This window comes from Pseudooceanicola sp. LIPI14-2-Ac024 (assembly GCF_042188925.1).
Taxonomy (GTDB): Bacteria; Pseudomonadota; Alphaproteobacteria; order Rhodobacterales; family Rhodobacteraceae; genus Pseudooceanicola.
On sequence record NZ_CP170102.1, the window covers coordinates 3,196,739 to 3,218,887 of the forward strand.

19 protein-coding genes and 1 pseudogene are annotated in these 22,149 nt (G+C 69.0%); 12 read left to right on the forward strand and 8 right to left on the reverse strand.

The window, feature by feature from the left end; translation table 11 throughout:
• Window positions 1–6: 6 nt before the first annotated feature.
• The 3 genes from ACE2AC_RS15740 to ACE2AC_RS15750 form a co-directional block, all read right to left on the reverse strand.
• The gene (locus tag ACE2AC_RS15740) at window positions 7–1,662 is read right to left on the reverse strand and encodes a hypothetical protein (RefSeq protein WP_375688383.1); all 1,656 of its coding nucleotides are present in this window, start codon (window positions 1,660–1,662) and stop codon (window positions 7–9) included.
• Window positions 1,663–1,960: 298 nt separating this feature from the next.
• Window positions 1,961–4,105 carry a hypothetical protein gene (locus ACE2AC_RS15745; RefSeq protein WP_375688384.1) on the reverse strand — a complete coding sequence of 715 codons (2,145 nt, stop codon included), beginning with the start codon at window positions 4,103–4,105 and terminating at the stop codon, window positions 1,961–1,963.
• Between the two features lie 90 nt (window positions 4,106–4,195).
• Window positions 4,196–4,768 carry a TetR/AcrR family transcriptional regulator gene (locus ACE2AC_RS15750; RefSeq protein ID WP_375688385.1) on the reverse strand — a complete coding sequence of 191 codons (573 nt, stop codon included), beginning with the start codon at window positions 4,766–4,768 and terminating at the stop codon, window positions 4,196–4,198.
• 160 nt (window positions 4,769–4,928) lie between these two features.
• Between ACE2AC_RS15750 and ACE2AC_RS15755 the strand changes: the two genes are divergently transcribed.
• Genes ACE2AC_RS15755 through ACE2AC_RS15765 form a run of 3 tightly spaced genes read left to right on the forward strand, consistent with a single transcriptional unit; the run spans window position 4,929 to window position 8,702 of the window.
• A complete protein-coding gene (locus tag ACE2AC_RS15755; RefSeq protein WP_375688386.1) occupies window positions 4,929–5,426 on the forward strand; it encodes a (2Fe-2S)-binding protein in 498 nt (165 codons plus the stop codon).
• Window positions 5,423–6,466, forward strand: coding sequence for an FAD binding domain-containing protein (locus ACE2AC_RS15760; RefSeq protein WP_375688387.1), 1,044 nt, complete (start codon window positions 5,423–5,425; stop codon window positions 6,464–6,466). The genes ACE2AC_RS15755 and ACE2AC_RS15760 overlap by 4 nt, the downstream gene beginning before the upstream one ends.
• Complete coding sequence (locus tag ACE2AC_RS15765; protein ID WP_375688388.1) at window positions 6,459–8,702, forward strand: xanthine dehydrogenase family protein molybdopterin-binding subunit; 2,244 nt, start codon at window positions 6,459–6,461, stop codon at window positions 8,700–8,702. Before ACE2AC_RS15760 ends, ACE2AC_RS15765 begins: the two co-directional genes overlap by 8 nt.
• Before the next feature lie 12 nt (window positions 8,703–8,714).
• Here the strand turns inward: ACE2AC_RS15765 and rnhA are convergent, their stop codons facing one another.
• The gene (gene rnhA / locus ACE2AC_RS15770) at window positions 8,715–9,164 is read right to left on the reverse strand and encodes a ribonuclease HI (protein WP_375688389.1); all 450 of its coding nucleotides are present in this window, start codon (window positions 9,162–9,164) and stop codon (window positions 8,715–8,717) included.
• Window positions 9,165–9,439: 275 nt separating this feature from the next.
• On the opposite strand from rnhA, the gene ACE2AC_RS15775 reads away from it, so the two are divergent.
• A complete protein-coding gene (locus ACE2AC_RS15775; protein WP_375688390.1) occupies window positions 9,440–10,057 on the forward strand; it encodes a Pr6Pr family membrane protein in 618 nt (205 codons plus the stop codon).
• Window positions 10,058–10,178: 121 nt separating this feature from the next.
• Window positions 10,179–11,348: an MFS transporter gene (locus ACE2AC_RS15780; protein ID WP_375688391.1), complete on the forward strand. Its 1,170-nt coding sequence runs from the start codon at window positions 10,179–10,181 to the stop codon at window positions 11,346–11,348.
• Window positions 11,349–11,406: 58 nt separating this feature from the next.
• On the opposite strand, the gene ACE2AC_RS15785 is transcribed toward ACE2AC_RS15780, so the two are convergent.
• Window positions 11,407–12,060, reverse strand: coding sequence for a peroxiredoxin (locus tag ACE2AC_RS15785; RefSeq protein ID WP_375688392.1), 654 nt, complete (start codon window positions 12,058–12,060; stop codon window positions 11,407–11,409).
• 169 nt (window positions 12,061–12,229) lie between these two features.
• Between ACE2AC_RS15785 and ACE2AC_RS15790 the strand changes: the two are divergent.
• The 7 genes and pseudogenes from ACE2AC_RS15790 (at window position 12,230) to ACE2AC_RS15820 (ending at window position 19,573) form a co-directional block, all read left to right on the forward strand.
• Window positions 12,230–13,665, forward strand: a pseudogene (locus ACE2AC_RS15790) (aldehyde dehydrogenase family protein).
• Between the two features lie 189 nt (window positions 13,666–13,854).
• Window positions 13,855–14,493: a hypothetical protein gene (locus ACE2AC_RS15795; protein WP_375688393.1), complete on the forward strand. Its 639-nt coding sequence runs from the start codon at window positions 13,855–13,857 to the stop codon at window positions 14,491–14,493.
• A 72-nt stretch (window positions 14,494–14,565) separates the two neighbouring features.
• A complete protein-coding gene (gene modB / locus ACE2AC_RS15800) occupies window positions 14,566–15,264 on the forward strand; it encodes a molybdate ABC transporter permease subunit (RefSeq protein ID WP_375688394.1) in 699 nt (232 codons plus the stop codon).
• Window positions 15,261–16,349, forward strand: coding sequence for a molybdenum ABC transporter ATP-binding protein (gene modC, locus ACE2AC_RS15805; protein ID WP_375688395.1), 1,089 nt, complete (start codon window positions 15,261–15,263; stop codon window positions 16,347–16,349). Before modB ends, modC begins: the two co-directional genes overlap by 4 nt.
• Window positions 16,350–16,409: 60 nt before the next feature.
• Complete coding sequence (locus ACE2AC_RS15810) at window positions 16,410–17,159, forward strand: tyrosine-protein phosphatase (RefSeq protein ID WP_375688396.1); 750 nt, start codon at window positions 16,410–16,412, stop codon at window positions 17,157–17,159.
• Between the two features lie 114 nt (window positions 17,160–17,273).
• Complete coding sequence (locus ACE2AC_RS15815) at window positions 17,274–18,122, forward strand: hypothetical protein (RefSeq protein ID WP_375688397.1); 849 nt, start codon at window positions 17,274–17,276, stop codon at window positions 18,120–18,122.
• Entirely contained in the window at window positions 18,122–19,573 is a 1,452-nt protein-coding gene (locus ACE2AC_RS15820) for a hypothetical protein (protein WP_375688398.1), read from the forward strand. Before ACE2AC_RS15815 ends, ACE2AC_RS15820 begins: the two co-directional genes overlap by 1 nt.
• A 9-nt stretch (window positions 19,574–19,582) precedes the next feature.
• Here ACE2AC_RS15820 and ACE2AC_RS15825 read toward each other — a convergent pair whose 3' ends face one another.
• From ACE2AC_RS15825 to ACE2AC_RS15835, 3 genes are read right to left on the reverse strand one after another with little or no spacing between them, the layout of a single operon-like run.
• Window positions 19,583–20,518, reverse strand: coding sequence for an AEC family transporter (locus ACE2AC_RS15825; protein ID WP_375688399.1), 936 nt, complete (start codon window positions 20,516–20,518; stop codon window positions 19,583–19,585).
• Between the two features lie 6 nt (window positions 20,519–20,524).
• On the reverse strand, window positions 20,525–21,322 hold the full coding sequence (locus tag ACE2AC_RS15830; RefSeq protein ID WP_375692120.1) for an MBL fold metallo-hydrolase: 798 nt from the start codon (window positions 21,320–21,322) through the stop codon (window positions 20,525–20,527).
• Window positions 21,322–22,128, reverse strand: a complete 807-nt coding sequence (locus ACE2AC_RS15835) for a TatD family hydrolase (RefSeq protein ID WP_375688400.1) — start codon at window positions 22,126–22,128, stop codon at window positions 21,322–21,324. Before ACE2AC_RS15835 ends, ACE2AC_RS15830 begins: the two co-directional genes overlap by 1 nt.
• Window positions 22,129–22,149: the final 21 nt, after the last annotated feature.

Sequence of the window (22,149 nt, forward strand, 5' to 3'; positions counted from 1 at the left end):
CTGCCCTCATGCTCCGGCCTTCCTGAGGCCCAGTTCGAGGATGGATTTCGCCGTGCTGTCGCGCACGGCCATGCGGTTGGTCGCCACCCATTCGGACGAGAATTCGGGATCCATCGCGTGGATCCGGGCAACGAGGTCCTGCGCCTCGGCGGTGCGCCCGACATGGGCCAGGCTGACCGAGGCATAGCGCAGCGCCGCGCCGTACTTCGGCCGCCGGGCCAGGATGCCGAGCCCGATGGCGCCCGCCCGGTCGAAATGCCCGCGCAGGGTTTCGATCATGCACTGCGTGGTTTCGAAGGTGAACCGGATCGGGTTGTGTTCCCCCATCCGCATCGCGATGTCCGAGGCGCGCGCGGCCGAGTCGTAGCGTCCGGCGTAAAGGTGGTGCAGCGCGACATGGTCCCAGGCAAAGGCCGAATGCGGCCCGCGCCGGATCGCCCGTTCCAGCAGGGCGGCGGCGCCGTCGTGGTCGTGCAGGATGTAGCCGGTCGCATGGCCCGCGAGCGCCAGCGCGATGCCGCTGTCGGCGTCGCCTGCCTGCGCGACGAGGGCGCGGGTCTCCTCTTGCAGGGCGCCGTCGTAGGTGTGCCAGTGCTCGCCCACCGAGAAGGTGTTGAGATAGGCCAGCAGCGCCGGGTAGATCGGCGCGCCGGTCAGCTCGGCGCTCTGGATCAGGGCGCCGCGCAGGTCCTCGAGCGCGGCATGGTCGAACTGGAACATCGCGATCAGGCCGTGGAACGGGCTGATCGGCATCTCGTCCAGCGGATGCGCGGGATGCGGCACGCTGGCGGCGATGCGGTCCAGCGTCTCGCCCAACAGGGCCAGGACATGGGCGTTCTCGACCGTGGCGCGCCCGGCCGGGATCGGGCCGCAGTTCACCGACCAGAGCAGCTCGTGATCCGAATGGCGCATGGCCAGGACGCGGATGGAGTGTTCCCCGCCTTCCTCGTAGGCGCGCAGGCGGATGTAGATGTCGGGGCTGCGCGCGGCGACGCTGGCCGGATCGGGGTGGCGGCCGAGGTCGCGGTAGTCGTAGGTCCGCGCGCCCAGGTGATCCTGCGCGCCGGTGGCGATCCGGTCGATCAGCGCCTCGGCAAAGAACAGGGTCTGGTGCGACCGCGAATGCACCATCGGCTCCAGCAGGCCGATCACCGGCCCCTCGGCGCGGCGCAGCGGCGGCACCAGCGTCGGCGGCATGGCGACGGCGGGCCGGGCCTGCGGGATGCGGGCGGCGGTGGCGGTCTGCAACGCGTCCTCGACCACGCCGCCCCAGTAGGCGCGCTGCTCGCGCAGCCAGTCCTCGAAAGCCTCGGCCGGCAGGTCGATCCCTTCGAGCATGTCGGGCGGCGCGGCGCGGCAGGGCAGGGGAACGGCAACCGCCCCGCGCGCGCGGATGTCGACCAGGTCGACCACCACCGCGCCGGGGTGCAGGCGGATGCGCGAGGCGTCGGCGTCGACCACCGGGCCTGGCAGGTCGGACAGGGCGCGCCGCAGCCCGTGCAGGGCGGTGCGCAGGCTCTGCGCGGCCAGGTGGCTGTCCTTGTCGGGCCAGAGCAGGTCCTGCAGCCGCGCCCGCGACACGCCCCCGGCGGGGGCGAGGGCGAGGATGGCCAGGATGGCCTGCTGCTGGGTGCTGCCGGGGGTCAGGTCCCGCCCCGCCATGTCCGTCAACCGGAACGGGCCCAGCAGGGAAAGCCGGGCCAGACACGGGGCGGTTTCAACGACGGACGTGTTCGGACAGGTCATCCTACCCCTCTCGACCCTGGTGTCCGATTGCGGATCAGGTGAGGAGAGTAGTCTGAGGTTTGCTCGCCGTGAAGTGTATTTATTTACGTTGGGGAATGTGGAGGGCCCCTGAAGGCTGAAAGGCACTGCTGTATTCGAAATCACAGGAAGCCCTCCAAAAAAGGATCGTGCTGAAATAATGGGCCCCGGCCGGGGAGGGCCGGCCGGGGCGGTCTCATTCGGCGGGTTCAATTCCCGCCTTGGCCTTGCCGGTTGCGGCCACCTTGGCGGCGGTCGCACCCTGAGTGCCGGTTTTGCCGGCAAGGATCTGCGCCGCGAAGCTGGCCAGGTTGCCGGTGTCGAGGCTGCTGTCCTCGAACTCGGCGATGTTCCTGGTCCACCATGCGGCGAAGGCCGTGTGACTGGTGTCCCCGTCGATCGCGACCTGCACGCTGGCGGCGGAATGCCCGCCATCCGTGCTGATCCTGACGTGGACCCCGTCGAAGTCCCGGAAGCTGAGATGCACCGGCTCGTTGTAGTCGAGCATCATCTCGTGCAGCATCCCGACCGCGACCCGTTCCCCCATGCGGAGGCTGTCGTAGTAGTCGGTGTAGTAGTGCACCCCGGCAAAGTTGCGCCCGATCGAGATGTTGGCGGCCAGCTTGTTCAGCTCGCCCTCGACGGTCAGTGCCGGGTCGCCGCCGATGACATCCATCGTCGTCGGCACGCTGTCGGCGGCATCGCTCGACATCGCGAAGAACGCCTTGAGCATCGTGACGCAGGCGCCCGCCACCGTTGCATGGCCCGCGCCGTAGGCGGGGTGCATCGGGGAGCCTTCGGGAAAGGCCATCGGCAGCAGGAAGTTGCAGCCGTCGAATCCCGCGCCCTTGAGCTGGTGCGGAAGCGACGAGAGCGGGGTGCATTCAAAGCGACGCGCGGCGACCGAGGCGGCCCCGTTGCGGTCGGCGTTCAACTGGCGGACCCAGTGCAGGATCTCGCCGGCCGGTCCCGGCACCGAGGGCGCCAGTTCGTCCAGCATTTCCTGCGCGGCCGCGTGGGCATTGCCCAGCTTGTCGCCCAGCCCGTTCGCCAGCAGCGTCAGCATGGCAGCCAGCCGTTCGGGACGGGCCCGGCGGTGGATCTGGAACTTCTGCCGCCGCACCGCCCGCAACCCGCGCGAGGCGACCTCGGTCATCAGGCTGAGGATGTGAGGGCCGCCGAAGGTGGCAAAGGGGCCGCGGGTTTCGTGGGCCGCGTTCGGAAAGCCGGGATCGGCGGGCATCCCGTTCGTCAGGAGGATCAGGCAGGCGTTGAAATAGGCCTGATAGAGCTGATCGACATGCACGTAGCTCGCCAGGTGGCGCGGGGTGGTCATCGCGGTCGGCTGCGCCTCGATCACGCCGAGCCCGCGCAGGTCGAGCCCCTGTTGCACGTCCAGCCATTCCGCCCAGCTGGTCATGTAGTCGAGACCGGGCTTGGCGTTGTAGAGGTGCTGGTCGATGGTCTGCGCGCCAAAGGCGATCTCGTGCCCGGTGGGGCGGCCTGCGCCCATCGTCAGGAAGCTCGAGATGTAGCTGCCCGCGTCGTCGCCCGGCGCGCTGCCGCGGAAGAGGTTGGCGGCTGTGACCGGCTGCCCGAGGCGGCGGCGTTTCTCGTGATCGGTCGCGTCCAGCCCCTTGATCGGGCGGCGCGGCGTCTGCGAGGTGAACCAGCTGAGATCGCCAAGCGCGTCGATCAGGTCCTGCACCGTCGCCGGATCGCCGTCGCGCTTGGTGTAGGCGACCGTCGCGCCGCCCACGGTGGTCCGGGTCAGCGGCGAGGTCGGATCGGCCAGCGCGTCAAAGCTCATGTCGCGGACCAGCGCCATGGCGTAGACCTCGGCCATCTCGGCGGTGAGCTCGCTGCCGCCGAACCGCGGCGCGGGGGCCATGGCGACCCCGGCGGGATCCGGGCCGTCGTTGCAGAAGTAGGCGCCGGCCAGCGGGCTTTCCCACTTGCGGAAACCGACCGGGCGGTTTTCGGCCGGGCGCGGCTTGCAGGACAGGAACTCCGGCACGGTCTCATGCGCCTTCTTCGCGGTCTTCACGTCGAAGACGGCGTCGGGGTAGCCGGCGGCGCCGTACTGGGTCAGCGATTTCACCAGTGCCTCGAAGTCCGCCGTGGCGGCAAAGCCGAAGGCGTCGTGGTGCAGGCCCTTGGTGAAGGCCATCGGAAAGGTGTCGTGCTGGGCGTTGTCGCCGTTCGACGGGATGTTCAGCGCGGGCCTGCCGGGATGGCTCAGCGCCAGGATCGCCTGGTTGATGCGCCGCGCATAGGCCGCCTGTTCCCGTTCCGCGCCGCCGATGGCCGGGCGCCTCAGGTGCTGTTGGGTGGGTTCCATTGCATTGCCCTCTGGGGATGATTCGCAATGGAACTCTGCACGCCGGGCGTGAGGGCTGCGTTAACCCTACGTTAACTTCTTGGCCCCGCCTCAGCCCCGGCGCAAGCCGTCGAGGAATATGTCGATCAGTTTCAGCACCTTGTCCTGCCATCCCGGCTGGGCCGGTTGGGCATAGCAGAGGCCGTAGATGGTGCTCATCAGCTCGTCGCCGGTGATGTCGGGCCGCACCGACCCCGACTCGACGGCCGCCGCCAGCAGCGCCGCGCCTGCCTCTTTCATCCGGCCGCCCTGGGCTGCGAACATCGCTTTCGACTCGTCCGTCGGCACCATCGCCAGCGTGCCGAGCATGCCGCGCTTGGTGGCGACCACGTCGATAAGGGCATGCACCCAGTCCCGCAGGGCGCCCAGCTTGTCGTCCTGGCCGGACAGCTGTTGGGCCAGCTCGACCAGGTGTTCGGCCTCGTGCGCGTAGACGGCGTGGAACAGGTCTTCGCGCGTGGGAAAGTTCCGGTAGAGCGTCGCGATGCCCACCCCGGCCTCGCGCGCGACGGCCTCGAGGCTTGCCTCGGGACCGCCCCGGCCCAATATCTCCTTGGCCGCGTCGATCAGCTTGCTCCGGTTCCTGAGCGCGTCTGCGCGGGGTTTGCGCCGGGCCTCCTGCATCGCCTCGAAATCTTTCCTTGCTAAACGGAGGGTGCCTCCGTATATTAATGACGTGGGGGCAGAAAGTCGATGCCCCGCTCTTCCCAGGACGACCGCCCCCGATCCCGCGGCATCGGCCGCGCGATCCAAGTTCCACATAATGTAAGCCAATGGAGGACGCATGTCCCACTCCATCAGCCTGACCGTCAACGGCGCGGGTCATGACCTGACGCTCGACGATCCCCGGATCACCCTCCTCGACCTCCTGCGCGAACGGCTGGACCTGACCGGCAGCAAGAAAGGCTGCGATCGTGGCCAGTGCGGTGCCTGCACCGTACTGATCGATGGCCGACGCACCAATGCCTGCCTGACGCTCGCGGTGACACTCGATGGCGCGGCGGTGACCACGATCGAGGGCCTTGCCGATGGCGAGGTGCTGCACCCGGTGCAGGCCGCCTTCATCGACCACGACGGTTTCCAGTGCGGGTATTGCACCCCCGGCCAGATCATGAGCGCCGTCGGCCTAATCGCCGAGGGCCAGGCCGGCACCGACCCCGAGCGCATCCGCGAGGGGATGAGCGGCAACCTCTGCCGCTGCGCCGCCTACCACGGCATCACCGAGGCGGTGATGGATGCCACCCGCCGGATGGCGGAACAGGACGAGAAGGTGAACGCATGAAACCCTTCGACTACATCAAGCCCGCAACGGTGGACGCGGCCCTGGCCGCCTGGACCCCCGGCGCGGCCTACCTGGCCGGCGGCACCAACCTGGTCGACCTGATGAAGACCGGCGCGGCCATGCCCGACACGCTGATCGACGTGACCCGCCTGCCGGGCCTCGCCGCGATCGAGGACCTGCCCGACGGGGCCACCCGGATCGGCGCGATGGTGCGAAATTCGGACCTCGCCCATGACCGGGACTTCGCCGCCGCCTTTCCGATGGTGGCCGAGGCGATCCTGGCCGGCGCCTCGGGCCAGCTGCGCAACGCGGCGACGGTGGGTGGGAACCTTCTCCAGCAGACCCGCTGCAGCTATTTCCAGGACCCGCACAGCCCCTGTAACCGGCGCGAACCGGGTGCGGGCTGCGCGGCGCGGGAAGGGGTGAACAGCACCCATGCGATCCTCGGCTGGAGCGAGGGTTGCATCGCCACCAACCCCTCGGACTTCTGCGTGCCCCTTGCCGCGCTTGACGCCGTGGTCGAGGTGCAGGGCCCGAACGGCGGGCGCGACATCCCGATGGCGGCCTTCCACCGCCTGCCCGGCGACACCCCGGACAAGCCCTTTGCGCTTGAGCCGGGTGAACTGGTCCTGGCCGTGCGGCTGCCCGCCGACGCCCGCGCCACGCGGGCCAACAGCCGCTACCTCAAGGTCCGCGAACGCACCTCCTTCGCCTTTGCGCTGGTGTCGGCGGCCGCGGGCCTCACGCTCGACAACGGCCGGATTGCCGAGGCGCGACTGGCGCTCGGCGGTGTCGCCGCGCGGCCGTGGCGGGTGCCCGAGGCCGAGGACATGCTGGTCGGCCATGCACCCGACCGCGACCTCTTCGACCGCGCCGCCGCCGTCCTGCTCGAAGGCGCCGCGCCCTCGGGCGACAATGCCTACAAGATCGAGCTGGCCCGCCGCACCGCGGTCAAGGCGCTCGACATGGCCGCCGCCGGAACGCCCGCACGGGTGCCCGCGCTGCCGGCCTCGACCTTCGGAGAACCTGCCCATGCTTGACGCACGCCCTACCCGCTTCGGTTCGAACTCCGGCCAGCCGATGACCCGCCGCGACGGGATCGCCAAGGTCACCGGCACCGCCACCTTCGCCGCCGACAACAACCCCGAAGGCCTGCTGCACGCGGTCTACGTCCCCGCCGCCATCGCGCGGGGGCGGGTGGTGAAGTACGACACCGCCGCCGCCATGGCGCATCCCGGCGTCGTGAGGATCTACACCCCCGAGAATGCCCTGCCGATGGCCGGCGATCCCGAGGCCAAGCCCTTCATGTTCGCCTTCCGCTTCGACGCGCTGCAGAACGACGTGGTCCGCTACGCCAACCAGCCGGTCGCGCTGGTGCTGGGCGACACGCTCGAGGCCGCCAACGAGGGCGCGCGCCTGTTGAACCCGCAGTACGCGGCCGAGTCGCCGATGGTCGGGCTCGACGGGGACGACAGGTTCGAGGGCGATGGCGGCGGCTTTGGCCGGGCCGGCGCGACCGTGCACGGCGACACCGAGGCGGGACACGCGGCCGCCACGCAGGCGGTCGACCTGACCTACGAGACGCCGGAACACTACCACAACGCGATGGAGACCCACGCCGTCGTCGCCCGCTGGGACGGCGACAAGCTGGAACTCGACCTGCCGACGCAGGCCATCGTGATGTCGCGCGGGGCCTATGGCTACTACCTCGGCATCCCGCCCGAGGACATCACCATCCGCAGCCCCTACCTCGGCGGCGGGTTCGGGTCCAAGGCGATGGTGCAGGGGCCGCAGGTGCTGGCCATCCTCGCGGCGCGGGACCTCGGGCGACCGGTGAAGCTGATGCTGCGCCGCGACCAGATGTTCGGACCGACCGGACACCGCGGCGCGACCCGCCAGCGGCTGCGCATCGGGATCGACGACGACGGCCGGATGACGATCCTCGACCACGAGACGCTGGCCACCACCTCGGCCTTCGACGACTTCATCGAACCGGCCTCAAACGCGTCGCAGGGACTCTATGCCGCCGGTGCGCTGAGGTCGGTACACACGGCGGTGCGCGCCAACATCGGCACGCCGGGTCCCGTCCGGGCGCCGGGCGAGGCATCCGGGTCCGCCGCGCTGGAAAGCGCGATGGACGAGATGGCCGAGAAGATCGGGATGGACCCGCTGGAATTCAGGCTGAGGAACTATGCCGAGACCGAGCCGGGCACCGGGCGACCCTATTCGTCGAAGGCACTGCGCGACTGCTACGAGCAGGGCGCGGCCCGGTTCGGCTGGGCCCGCCGCCCGTTGAAGCCGCGCCAGATGTTGGATGACGACGGCATGCTGGTCGGCTGGGGTATGGGCACGGCGCTTTTTGCCGCGCCGATGTTCGCGGCCGAGGGGCGTGCCACCCTGCGCCCCGACGGCACCGGCCTGATCGAAACCGCGGCGGCCGACATGGGGCAGGGCGCCTGGACCGCGCTTGCGCAAATCGGGGCCGATGCCCTCGGCCTGCCGATCGAGAAGGTCGAATTCCGATCCGGCACCTCGGACCTGCCGGACGGCGGCGTCGCGGGCGGCTCGGGCCACACCGCCACGGCGGGCGGCGCGCTGCACGCGGCCGGTGGCGACGCGATCCGGCAGCTGGCGGAAATCGCGGCGGCCGACCCGGCGTCCCCGCTCTTTGGCACCGGCAACACCGGGGTCGTGGCGCGGGACGGACGGCTCTATGCCCGCGAGGACGACAGCAGGAGCGAGGCCTTTACCGACATCATCGCCCGCGCCGGCGGTGCGGCGGTGGTGGGCACCGGCAAGGCGTCGCGCAGCCCCGAGGACGCGGCCGCCCACGCGATGTATTCGCACGGCGCGGTCTTTGCCGAGGTGAAGGTCGACCCCGACCTCTACCAAATGCGCGTGACGCGGCTGGTCGGGGCCTTCGCGGCGGGGCGGATCATCAACCCGCGGCTGGCCGAGAGCCAGCTGATGGGCGGGATGATCTGGGGCATTTCCTTTGCCCTGCACGAGGCGGCGGTCTTCGACCATCGGACCGGGCGGATCGTGAATGGCGATTTCGCGGGCTACCACATCCCGGTCAACGCGGATGTCCACGGGCTCGAGGTCATCACCGTGCACGAGGACGACCCGCATGTGAACGCGCTTGGCGTGAAGGGCGTGGGCGAGATCGGGATCACCGGGACCGTGGGCGCCATCGCCAACGCGATCTGGCACGCGACGGGCACCCGCGTCCGCCGCTTCCCGATCCGGATCGAGGACCTGCTGGCCGGTCAGTGACCGACCACGCCGCTACTTGAAGGGGGCCATGCCTTCCCGGGCGAGCGCGTCAGCGCGCTCGTTCTCGGGGTGACCGGCATGGCCCTTCACCCATTCCCAGGCCACCTGGTGGCGCTTCTGCGCCTCGTCGAGGCGCTGCCACAGCTCGGCGTTCTTCACCGGCTTTTTGGCCGCCGTCTTCCAGCCGTTCCGCTTCCAGCCGTGGATCCAACCGGTGACCCCGTTCTTGACGTACTGGCTGTCGGTGACGACCGTGATCTCGGTCCCGCGGCCCAGCGTCTCGAGCGCATTGATCGCCGCCAGCAGCTCCATCCGGTTGTTGGTGGTCACCGCCTCGCCGCCCTTCAGCTCACGCTCCTTGACGACGGCATCGCCATCCTTGGCCTGCAGCAGGACGCCCCAACCCCCCGGTCCGGGATTGCCGGAACAGGCGCCGTCGGTGAATGCATAGAACTTGGTCATGGAGGCGAGGCTTAGGGCCGCCGCCGCATCGGCGCAAGGGGGATCGGGCGCGACGTCCCGCGCCGTTCCAAAAGGCGCATCCGCCCCGCCCGCCGCGCGGAAACCCGCCGCGGGCGATCCGACGTCTTGACCGGACTCACCGGCCCATGTGACGCTTTTGTGAAACGAATTTCATGGCCGGCGGGAACTTGCCCCGCCATTCCTTGGTCTTTCTTCCGAGGCGCGCACCACAGGCACCGGACCGAAGGCGCACCGATTCTGGCGGAGGTATTTTCATGGGCCCCTGGGCACGACGTCACGCGGCGGTCATCGCGGCCTTCATCGTCCTGGGACTGTCGCTGAACTATGTCTCGGCCCTGCAGGTCTACCCCGACAAGACCCCGGCCGAGGTGCTGTGGCGGCTGCTGGGGTTCTTCACCAACCTGACCAACGGGATCGTGGCCTGGTGCTTTGCCGCCATGGCGCTGCGCGGCCGGTTCCTGGCACCGTTCTGGATGGGGGCGCTGACCCTCTGGGTCGCGATCATCTGCGGTGTCTACTACGGCGTTCTCTACCAGCACCTGAACGGGCTGAGCTGGTGGGCCGACATCGCCATCCATGCCGTCGCGCCGCTGGCTGTGACGCTCTGGTGGATCGCCTACGCGCCCAAGCACCTCAGTTGGCACGACGCGGTGGTCTGGCTGTTCTGGCCGTTGGTCTACCTGGTCTACGCTCTGGCCCGCGGCATCACCTCGGGGCACTACCCCTATCCCTTCATCGACCCGCTCAGGATCGGCTGGGGCGGGGTGGCCATCTGGTTCTTCGGTCTGGCGGTGCTGTTCCTGACCGCGGGCCTCGCCATGGTCGCGCTGACCGAGGCCGCGCAGCGGGCGGGACTGCGCCGCATCCGCTGACCGGCCCGCATGGTTGACACCGCCCCGGCGATCTTCGATGACATCGGCATGAGGTAACGTCCTCACCCGCCATGGGAAGCAATGCCCGGGAACGGCCCGGCCCTTCGACGAGGGCTGGACGATGCCTCAGACCCACCACGCCACGATCCACACCGCCCCCGGCCTGCACGGGGCGACCATGCTGCGCTGGTTCGCTGCCTCGGCCACGATGACCGTGCCGCAGGCCGCGGCGCCGGTGGCGTTTTCCTTCGTCGCGCTCGCGACGGTGGGACAGGCGAGCCACGGCGCGGCAATGGTCCTGGCGATGACGCTGGCGCAGGTGCTGGGGGCCATCCCGATCACGCGGATGGGCCGCAAGTTTCCGGTGTCCGCGGTGCTGCGGGTGTTGATCCTGTTCCGCACCGCCGCGCTCGCGCTGATCGCCATCGGGATGCAGTCGGGACTGTCCTTCGGCGTGCTGGTGGGCCTCGCGGCGCTCGCCGGCCTCGTCAACGGGGCGACCTACGGCTACCTGCGCGCGCTGCTCAACGCGCTGACGAGCGAATCGCGGATGCCCCGCGCGCTTGGCATCGCGGCGACCCTGAACGAGACGACCTTTGTCCTGGGCCCGGTCCTTGCCGCGGGCGTCGGGGCGGTGTCCCCGGCGGGGGCGGTGGCGCTGATGGCGATCCTGGGCGGGTTGCCCGCGCTGCTCGTCCCCGCCGCCGCCCCGGCCGACCCGGTCGAGGAGGCCGGCGTGTCCGGCGCAATCCTCTCGGCGCCGATCATGCTGTGGCTGGTCTGCGCGGCGGCTGGCGCGGCCTCGGTCGCGGCGATCGAGATCGGGGCCGTCGCCCTGGCGCTCGACTTCGGCTACGAACCGGCGCTGGCGATCCTCTTCACCGTGCCGCTTTGCCTCGCCTCGGTCTCGGGCGGCCTCTGGATCAGCATCCGCAACCGGCTGTCGAGCCGACGGGCGGTGGTGATCCAGCTCGCGCTCCTGTCGGGCGGGATCACCCTCACCGCGGCGGGCGGCACGCTGGTCACCACCATCCTCGGCGCGGTGATCGTCGGGCTGATGCTCGCGCCCCTAGGGACGCATTACGCGCTGGTGCTGGACAAGCTTGCCCCGCCGCACCGCCGGCCCGAGGTCTTTGCCCTGCTCAGGACCTCGAACGCCCTCGGGATCATCTTTGCCAGTGCGCTGCTGACGCTCCTCCCGCTCCATGGCGCGCTGCTTGCCGTCACCGCCGCGATGTGGGCTGCGACCGTCCTGGTCGGCGTCCGTGGCCACCGGGCGGAGCCGTCCTGATACCCGAACGAAAACGCCCCGCCGAGCGGCGGGGCGCTGGTCTGCCGAGGGGTGCGGGTCAGCTCGGCGCCTTGGCGAACCGCAGGTAGGGCAGCTTCTTGTCGAGCGTGCCGTACTTCGCCTCGGCATCCGCGTCATTCAGGGCGGTGGCGACGATGACGTCCTGCCCGACCTGCCAGTTCGCGGGCGCGGCCAGAGGCACGTTGTAGGTCAGCTGCAGCGCGTCGAGGGCGCGCAGCACCTCGGCAAAGTTGCGGCCGATGGTCATCGGGTAGGTCATCGACAGCTTCAGCTTCTTGTCCGGCCCGATGATGAAGACCGAGCGCACTGTCGCGCTGTCGGCCGGGGTGCGGTTGTCGGGCAGGTAGGCCTCGGACGGGAGCATGTCAAAGAGCTTGGCCACCTCGAGCCCGCTGTCCGCGATGATCGGAAAGCCCGCCTTGGTGCCGGCAAAGCTCTCGATATCGCCCTTCCACTTCACGTGGTCCTCGGCGCTGTCGACCGAGATGCCGATCACCTTGGTGTCCCGCTTGGCCCATTCGTCGGCCAGTTGCGCAACGGCGCCGAACTCGGTGGTGCAGACCGGCGTGAAATCCTTGGGGTGCGAGAACATGATCGTCCAGTTGTCGCCGATGAAATCGTGGAACTGGATGGTTCCTTGGTCGGTCTCGGCGGTGAAGTTCGGGACGGTGTCATTGATGCGCAAGGCCATTTGGGTCCTCCGGTTGGCTCGTCTATCTCGCGCACTAGATACGCGGCATCGTGCGGAGTTGCACTCCCGTCGGCGCTTGCAGTGCCATGCGCGCGGTGCAAGAGTGCCGCCGAAGCGCGGAAGCGCCGCCCGCATGGCGGAAGCTGCGAGGAGAAAGGGAGAGATCGAGATGATCGAGAAACGTCAGTTCTACATCAACGGCGCATGGGTGGATCCGAAAGAGGGCAAGGACCTCGAGGTCATTGACCCCTCGACCGAGGAAGCCTGCGCGGTGATCTCGCTGGCCGGAAAGGCCGACGTGGACGATGCCGTGGCCGCGGCCAAGGCGGCGTTCCCGGGCTGGATGGCGACCCCCCCGGCCGAGCGCATCGCGCTGGTCGAGAAGTTCCTCGAGATCTACCAGGAACGCGCCGAGGACATGGCGCAGGCGATAACCACCGAGATGGGCGCCCCGATCGCCCTGTCGCGCACCGCGCAGGTCGGTGCGGGCCTCGGCCACACCAAGAACTTCATCCGCGCCGCCAAGGCGTTCGAGTTCAACCGCCCGCTCGGCGACCATGACCCGAACACCCGCATCGTCTATGAGGCGGTCGGCGTCTGCGCGCTGATCACCCCCTGGAACTGGCCGATGAACCAGATCACCCTCAAGGTGATCGCGGCGCTCATCGCGGGCTGCACCATGGTGCTGAAACCGTCCGAGGAAAGCCCGCTGAACGCGCTGCTCTTCGCCGAGATGATCGATGCGGCCGGCTTCCCGAAAGGTGTCTTCAACCTGGTGAACGGCGACGGCGCGGGCACCGGTGCCGCACTGACGAAACACCCCGATGTCGACATGGTGAGCTTCACCGGCTCGACCCGCGCGGGCACCGCGATCTCTCTCGCGGCGGCGGAATCGCTCAAGCGCGTGCACCTGGAGCTGGGTGGCAAGGGCGCCAACGTGATCTTCGACGACGCGGACGACGCGGCGGTGAAGCGTGGCGTGCTGCACATGATGAACAACTCGGGCCAGTCCTGCAACGCACCGTCCCGGATGCTGGTGCAGAAGGGGATCTATGACAAGACGGTCGAGGCCGCGGCCGAGATCGCCAGCAAGGTTACCGTCGGCAGCGCGCACGAGGACGGCCGCCACATCGGCCCGGTCGTGAACGCGACGCAGTTCGGCAAGATCCAGGACCTGATCCAGAAGGGCATCGACGAGGGCGCGCGGCTGGTCGCCGGCGGCACCGGCAAGCCCGAGGGCATGAACCGCGGCTACTTCGTGAAACCGACGGTCTTTGCCGACGTGAACAACCAGATGACCATCGCGCGGGAAGAGATCTTGGCCCCGTCCTGACGATCATCCCCTTCGAGACCGAAGAGGAAGCCGTCGAGATCGCCAACGACACGCCCTATGGCCTGACCAACTATGTTCAGACCCAGGACGGCGACAAGGCGAACCGCATGTCGCTGAAACTGCGCTCGGGCATGGTCGAGATGAACGGCAAGCCGCGCGGCGCGGGTGCGCCCTTCGGCGGGATGAAGATGTCGGGCCATGGCCGCGAAGGCGGTATCTGGGGCCTCGAGGACTTCATGGAGGTCAAGGCGGTTTCGGGCTGGACGCTCTGAGCGATCCTTGCCCACGACGACCCTGCGAAGGCCGCGGCAATGCCGCGGCCTTTTGCATCGCGGGCCTTCTACGCGGGACAGAGGACGCAAGTTTCGGGGTGTCACAAATTTTATCGAGACTCGAGGCACCGACCTCAGTAACGTGACCCGGTGACGTCGCCCCCAGGCGGCGCGGGGATGTGGGATCCAATGCACGAGTCTGAAACTGTCGGGGCTTTCGCCTTTGCGCCGCTCCTGCTGGTGGCCTGTTCGGCCGTCATCGGGCTGTCCGGCCTGCTGGGTTGGGGGCTGGACATCGTCGCCCTGACCCGGGGCATGCCCGAGTTCCAGTCCATGGTGCCCTCGACCGCCTTCAGTTTCGTCCTTCTCTGTGCCGCCTTCGCCTTCGGCTGGACCTGCGATGGCGGCTGGCGGGCGCGGCTGGCCTATGGCGGTGTCTTCACCGTGGTCGCGATCGTGCTGGTCAACCTCTCCTGCTACCTGTTCCTGGGTCACGGCGGCCTCGACGCGCTGGTCCTGGGCGAGGCGCTCGGCGCGGACCACATGGCGGTGGCCACGGGGATCGGCCTGCTGATGGCCTGCTACTGCGTGATCGGCCTGATGGCGCCGGACAATCCCGACATCGACGGGCCGGTCTATTTTGCCATCGCCGGTGTGTCGACCTCGCTCGGGGTGATCGCCGGGCACGTCGTCGACGCGCGCACGATCTACGAGATCGGGGTGTTCCACGGCATGTCGGCCAATTCCGCGCTGGCCTTCTTCTTTTTCTTCAGCGCGGTGCTGGTCTTCCCCTTCGACCGCACCGGGCGTTCGGTCTTCCGCGACTGACGCGCGCTTCGGGGGTTGCCAAACCCTTGCCGGCCTTGCCAGATCCCCTGACGCTCTGAACGAGGCTGAACCATGGACGCACTGGGCCCCGAGGAATGGCAGGCGCTTGCGCTGTCGCTCAAGGTCGCCTTCTGGGCCACGCTCTGGTCGCTGCCGCTGGCGCTGGCCGCGGCCTATGCCCTGTCGCGCGGGCGGTTCTGGGGCCGCGGCGCGCTGAACGTGCTGGTCCACCTGCCGCTGGTGCTGCCGCCGGTGGTCACCGGCTACCTGCTGCTGCTGACCTTCGGGCGGAACGGCATGGTCGGCGGCTGGCTCGAGGACGTGTTTGGCGTGGTCTTTGCCTTCCGCTGGACCGGTGCGGCCCTGGCCGCCGCGGTGATGGGCTTTCCGCTGATGGTGCGGGCGATCTGGCTGTCGATGGACGCCGTCGATCGGAGGCTGGAAGCAGCCAGCGCCACGCTTGGCGCGCCGCCGTGGCGGGTGTTCCTGACCGTGACCCTGCCGCTGTCGCTGCCGGGCGTGCTGGCGGGGGCGCTGCTGGCCTTTGCCAAGGCCATGGGAGAGTTCGGGGCCACCATAACCTTCGTCTCGAATATCCCCGGCGAGACGCGGACTCTGCCCTCGGCGATCTACACTTTCCTGCAGGTGCCGGGGGCCGAGGGCGCGGTGGCGGTGCTTGTCGTGATCTCGGTCCTCGTCTCGGCGGTCGCGCTTGTCGGGGCCGAGGCGCTTTCGCGGCTTGTGGCCCGGCGGATCGGGATGACGGCATGAGCCTCTCGGTCGAGATCGGGCACAGCTTCGGGGGCTTCACGCTCGACGCCGCGTTCGAGGCGCCGGTCGGCGTGACCGCGCTTTTCGGGCGATCCGGGGCGGGCAAGACGACGGTGGTCAACGCGGTGGCCGGCCTGCTGCGGCCGGACCGCGCGCGGATCATGCTGAACGACCGCACGCTTTGCGACACCGGGGCGGGGGTCTGGCTGAAACCGCACCAGCGGCGGATCGGCTATGTCTTTCAGGAGGGGCGGCTCTTTCCGCACCTGAGTGTCGCCCGCAACCTCGCCTACCCGGGGCGGATGGCGGGCCGGAAGCCCGACGCAGCCGAGACCGCCCGCGTGGTCGAGATGCTGGGCATCGGCTCGCTCCTCGACCGGCGGCCCGGCGCGCTTTCGGGCGGCGAGAAGCAGCGTGTTGCGCTTGGCCGTGCGTTGCTGTCGGGGCCGGACTTGCTGCTGATGGACGAACCGCTCGCCGCGCTCGACGCCGCGCGCAAGGCCGAGATCCTGCCCTACATCGAACGGCTGCGCGACGAGGTGCGCCTGCCGATCCTCTACGTCAGCCACGCGCTGGACGAGGTCGCGCGGCTGGCGACCACGGTGGTCCTGCTGTCGGACGGGCGCGTGGTTCGCGCGGGCCCGGCCGAGGCGCTCTTTGCCGACCCCGACCTTGCCCCGAGCTTCGGCCTGCGCGAGGCCGGCGCGCTTTTGACCGGAGAGGTTGTGGCCCACCATCCCGACGGGCTGACCGAACTGGCCGTGTCGGGCGGCCGCCTGTTCCTGCCGGGGATCGAAACCGCGCCGGGCAGCCGCCTGCGCATCCGGATCGAGGCGCAGGACGTGATCCTGTCGCGCGACCGTCCCGAGGGGCTTTCGGCGCTGAACATCCTGCCCGCAACCGTGATGGCGGTGAAACAGGGCGAAGGGCCGGGGGTGATCGCCCAGCTCAAGAGCGGCGAGGACGTGATCCTGGCCCGACTGACCCGCCGCTCGGCCGACGCGCTTGGGCTGGTGCCGGGCAGGGCGTGCTTCACGATCGTGAAATCGGTGGCCGTTGCACGGGGGGATATCGGGCGGCTCTGAGCGCCGGGTTGCGCCGCGGCGGGAATGCCGCCAAGGTCGCGCCGCAACAGGGAGGCCGCGATGAACGACCAGCCGCACGTGACCGCCCCCGCGCTAAGCGGGGCACACAATATCCGGGACCTGGGCGGCATCGCCCTCGGGGGCGGCGGCCGCACGCGGCCGGGCGTCTTCCTGCGGGGGGACGCGCTTCTCGGGCTGGACACCGACGGGCTGCGCAGCCTGCTGGACGGCGGGCTGGTCACCATCCTCGACCTGCGCACCGACGAAGAGGTTGCGATGGGGCCGAACCCGCTGGCCGGTCATGCCGACGTCACCTATGCCCACATGCCGCTCTACCGTGGCCTTGCGACGATCGAGGCGATGACCCAGGCGCGGCCCGGCGGGTTCGACATGGGCGAACGCTACCGCGTCGCGCTCGACCAGTGCGCCGACAACTTCGCCGAGGCGCTCGGCTTCCTCGCCGGGGCCGACAGCACCGTGCTGTTCCATTGCACCGCGGGCAAGGACCGCACCGGCCTGATCGCGGCGCTGCTGCTCCTGAACGCGGGGGCCACGCGCGACGCGGTGGTCGCCGACTATGCCCTGACCGCCAGCTACGGGGCCGGGCTGATGGATGTCCTGCGCGCCAAGGCCCGCGCCCGCGGCGGCGCGCCGGAGCATGTCGAGCGGGTGCTGGGATCGAAGCCCGAGACCATGGCCGCGACGCTGGACTGGCTGGACGAGAGCTATGGCGGGGTGGAGCCCTACCTGCGCGACATCGGGCTGTCCGACGAGACGCGGGCAACGCTCAAGGCGCGCCTCGCGGGCTGAAACGCCGATGCCGGGGTCACGGGATGGTCCCACAACCATCCCCTCGCCGCCGGATCCTCGCCCGATTTTGCCGCCAGTACCGGGCCCCGAGTGAATTGATCGGGAGCCATTCGAATGACCATGTCCCTTGTTCGCCTGCCGCTGGCCGCAGCGATGTCCACCCTTGTCGCAACTTCGGCGATGGCCGAGGCCCCGCGCCCGCCGGCCGAGGTCTTTGCCAGCCTGGGCACGGACTACACCGACTACCTCGTCGACACCGGCTACATCGACGACCTCGATGTCTATTTCGCCTACTACTGCGCCAGCCAGGCCAATGGTGGCGTCGGGCTGGTCCGGTACGTGAACGGTGAGCCGCGGGCCCACATGTTCGAGACCGGCTGCGTCAAGAACGTGGACACCGTCGATCTGAACAAGGACGGCGAGCCAGAGATCCGATTCATCAAGATCTCTGCCGGATCCGGTTTCCTCGGGATCATCGAGGCCTACCTGGCCTGGCCGACCGGCTCGGCAGAGCCGACGGAGGGGTTCGAGTACAAGACGTTCTCTTACTCCACAGCGAACTTCCTGTTTTCGGGCTACGACTACGAATACGGAGATTTCGACCTCTCGATCGAGACCACCGGAGAGGTGTTGCCCGGGGCCCAGTGCGGCATGGGAGAGTACTGCCCGGAATGGCCGGAAGATGCAGAATGCCGGAAGACCATCATCTGCCCGATTGTCGAACAAGCGGTGCTCTGCGTGAACGATTGCGACGGGCCGATGCCGAAGAACCTCGCGCAGGATGCGGAGTGGAAGCGCTTCTTCGCCGCGGTGCAGGCCGACCACGGTTATTCGCTGGGCAACGCGGGCGCCCCGCCCGCGCTGACGTCGCTGGTGGTCGGTGACCTCGCCGACCTCGACACCGGCGAAGTGCCCCCGATCTCGGCCGAGAAGCAGGCCGAAATCGACGACTGGCTGAACTGATGGCGGGCTGGATCAGGAGCCTCGCGCTCACCGCCGGGATGCTGGTCGCCGGGACAAGCGCCCTGCGCGCGCAGACGATGGACTTCGCGCTTCAGGGGCAGGACCGCCTACGCGGGACAACCGCCGCGACTGAGGATGCGACCCTTTCGGTGAACTGGCAGGCCGATCTCAAGATGGGCCTGCTGACCGGGGAACCGGTGATATCCGTTCGGCTGAAGTACGACGTCAGCAGCGGCACGGTCACCTTGCCGATGCTCACCCGCGAGGGGCGGCAGTTTTCGACCGTCTCCTACGCTGCTTTGCCCGACGACCTGCGCGCGGGCGTGCGCCTGACCGAGATCAAGCTGCGCGTGGTCTTCGGCAGCAAGGCGGGCGAGGTGGCCCTGGTGGCCGATGTGGGGGCCACCGGCGCGCCGGGGGACTGGTCCTTCAACGTGCCCGGCAGCCCGGACTGGGACGAGGTTTTCGAATATGCAAACGGCGCCGCGGTGCCCGAAGCTGCGGCCAGGGCCGCGTGGGAGGGCGGGCTGACCCTGCGCCTGGTCAGCATCCAGAGCGCAGACATCAACCTCCACCTGCTGCACGACCGCTACATGAAAGAGTACGACCGCGAGGTCTACCGCGCCATGGGCGAGGTCGATCAGCGGCTGAGCGAGGGCCTGCGCCGCAGTTACGGCATCGACGCCTCGGGCAAGAACGAATGGACCCGCGCCTACCTCGACACCGCAGGAATGGGCGATCTTGGCACGGCCGAGGACTGGTTCCTGCGTGCCCGCGACCTGCGCTGGCGGATCCAGAAGCTGAGCGCGCTGCCCGAGCGGTTGCGCGCCGGTGACAACCACGCCCCCTACGACCAGGCGGTGAAGGATGCCGGCGTGATGATGGCAAGCATCAACTATGCTGCGGACGGCTTCGACATCGAGGACCCCGATCCGCGCGACCTGCCCGAGGGGCGCCCGCCCGCCTTTTCCGGGCAGTACGAGGTTCTTGCCGATCCCGATGGCGGCAGCCGGCGCTGGCTGGTGGACAGCGGCACCGGCGAACGCCTGCGCGAACTGGACAGCGGGGAACGGTTGGTCGGAAGTTTGCTCTACGATGAGTGGCTCTACTGCCGGATCGACAACCGCGTGGTCTTTTCGGTCAGATCGGCCGCGGATGGCACCGAGGTGCAGGCCACCGAATTCCCCTGCGGGTACTCGGACAACTACAGCGACAGGTTCGTCGGGCAGGCCAAGCCCCGCAGCGAGGGCACCTTGGCGGATGGCTTTGACATCAGCCTCGAGGCCCAAGAGTTCTTGGAGCGGATCGGGCGGTGTGGCGACCAGAAGTATCGCTATGCCACCGATACGACCAGCTATGTCCTGTCGGCCGAGCTTGAGGTCCTGTCGCAGTCGCGGCGGCAAGGAGAGCTGGTCGAAGCCCTGCCGACGATCTGTTTCAGCAGCGACTGACGGACATGGTCACGGCAGGACGGACAGCCAGAACCAGACGGTGACGATGCAGCCCACCGTGGTGATCAGCACCGACGAGGCGGCGACGCGTTTCGCCCGGCCGTAGATGTTGGCGAAGACATAGGTGTTCACGCCCGGCGCCACGGCGGCGGTGATCACGGCCGACCGGAAGGCGGCGTCAGACAGGCCGGCGATCCGGCCGAAGCCCCACATCAGCGCGGGCTGCAGGATCAGGACGATGCCGCAGATGACCGCGATCAGGCGGGTGTCGCCCTCGATCCGGTACTGGGTGAGCACGCCGCCGATGGCAAAGAGGCCGACGGGCACCGAGGCATTGGCCAGCATCTCGATCGCGGCATAGACCGGGCCCGGCGTGGTCAGGTGCGACAGGTTCACCGCAAAGCCGAGCGCCAGCGCGATCACAAGCGGGTTGGTCACCACCTGCCGCAGGATCTGCTTGCCGAGGCGCAGCGGGTTGAGGCCGCCGCGCCCGGCGCGGACCACCTCCATCGCGACGATCCCGAGCGTGTAGCAGAAGGGCGCATGCATCGCGACGATGGCGAAGTTCGCCGCCAGCGCCTCGTGCCCGTAGGCGCGTTCGGTGATCGGGATCGCCAGCATCAGGGTGTTGGCGAAGAGGCAACAGAAGCCGACGACGACGCAATCCTCCCAGTCGCGGCGGAACATCAGCCGCGCGGCGAAGAGGCCGACGAAGAAGCACGTGGTGGCCGAGCTGTAGTAGCTCAGCAGCAGGGGCGCGTTGAACTCCTGCCCGATGTCGAGCTGCACCACCGCGCGGAACAGCAGGCAGGGAAAGGCCACCGACTGCGCGAACTTGGTCAGCGCCTCCGAGGCGGCGGCCGTGGTCAGCCCGAAGCGCGTGGCGGTCCAGCCCGCGCCGATCAGCAGGAAGACGGGCAGGATGACGGTGATGAGGTTCTGCATCCGGGATCAGGCCGGGTAGGAGATCGTCATCCCGTCATAGGCGGGGGTGATGTGATCGGGGGTCTCGGCCTCGACCGTGGCGTAGTCCATGTCGATATGCATGTTGGTCAGCACCGCGCGGCGGGGCGCGGCCCGTTCGATCCATTCCAGCGACTGTGCGAAATGCGAATGGGTCGGGTGCGGTTCACGCCGCAGCGCGTCGAGGATCCAGCAGTCCAGCCCTTCGACCGCGGCCCAGGCCTCGTCGGTCATGTGGGCGACGTCGGGCAGGTAGGCGAGGTCGCCGATCCGGAAGCCGAGCGCGTCGATCGAGCCGTGGTTGACCTTGAACGGGGTAAAGGTGATCTCGCCGCCCGCGCCGTCGATCGTGACCGGCCCGTCGATCGTGTGCATGTTCAGGATCGGCGGATAGGGCGAGCCCTCGGGCTGCACGAAGGCGTAGCCGAAGCGCGAGAAGAGATCGTTCTGGGTGTCGCCGTCGGCCCAGACCTTGAGCCGCTTGCGCATGTTGAAGACGATCATCCGCAGGTCGTCGAGCCCGTGCACATGGTCGGCGTGGGCATGAGTCCAGATCACCGCGTCGAGCTTGCCGATCCGCGCGTCGAGCAGCTGCTGGCGCATGTCGGGCGTGGTGTCGATCAGGACGGTGGTCGTGCCCGCGTCGCCGAAGCGCTGCACCAGCATCGAACAGCGGCGGCGGGCGTTGCGGGGATTGTCGGGGTCGCAATCGCCCCAGAGGCCGCCGATCCGGGGCACGCCGCCGGACGAGCCGCAGCCGAGGATCGTGAACCTGAGCTCTCCCATCAGGCGGCGGCCCGCCATTCGGCGGCCTTCCAGAACAGCCGGTCGAAATTGTCCTGCGTCGCGCGGGCAAAGGTGGCGAGGTCGACGCCCATCGTTTCGGCCCCCTTGGCCGCGGTGTGCGCGGTATAGGCTGGCTCGTTCCGTTTGCCGCGATGCGGCGGCGGGGCGAGGTAGGGGCTGTCGGTCTCGACCAGGATCCGGTCGAGCGGGGCGGCGGCGAAGATCGCGCGCAGCTCGGTCGATTTCGGAAAGGCCGCGATGCCGGACATCGACAGGTAGAAGCCCAGGTCGAGCGCGGCCGTTGCCAGCTCGGCCGAGGAGGAGAAGCAGTGCATCACGCAGGAATAGGCGCCGTTGCGGTATTCCTCGGTCAGGATGCGGGCCATGTCGTCATCCGCGTCGCGGGCGTGGATGATCAGCGGCAGGCCGGTTTCCCGCGCGGCGGCGATGTGGATGCGCAGGCTTTCCTGCTGCGCCTCGGCGCTGTCGGCGGTGTAGTGGTAATCGAGCCCGGTTTCCCCGATGCCCACGAACTTGGGGTGCGTCGAAAGCGCGACCAGCTCGTCCACCGTCACGGGGGGATGTTCGGCCACGCTCATCGGGTGGACGCCCGCGGCCCAGAAGACCGGCGCATTCTCATCCGCGATGCGGCGGACGTTCGGCAGGTTCACGAAACGGGTGCAGATGGTGACCATCCGCGTCACCCCGGCGGCGACGGCGCGGGCGATGACCTCGGGCCTTTCCGCGTCGAAATCGGGAAAGTCGAGGTGGCAATGGCTGTCGGTGATCTGCGGCTGCTCAGTCATTCCGGGTCCGGGAGGCCGCGT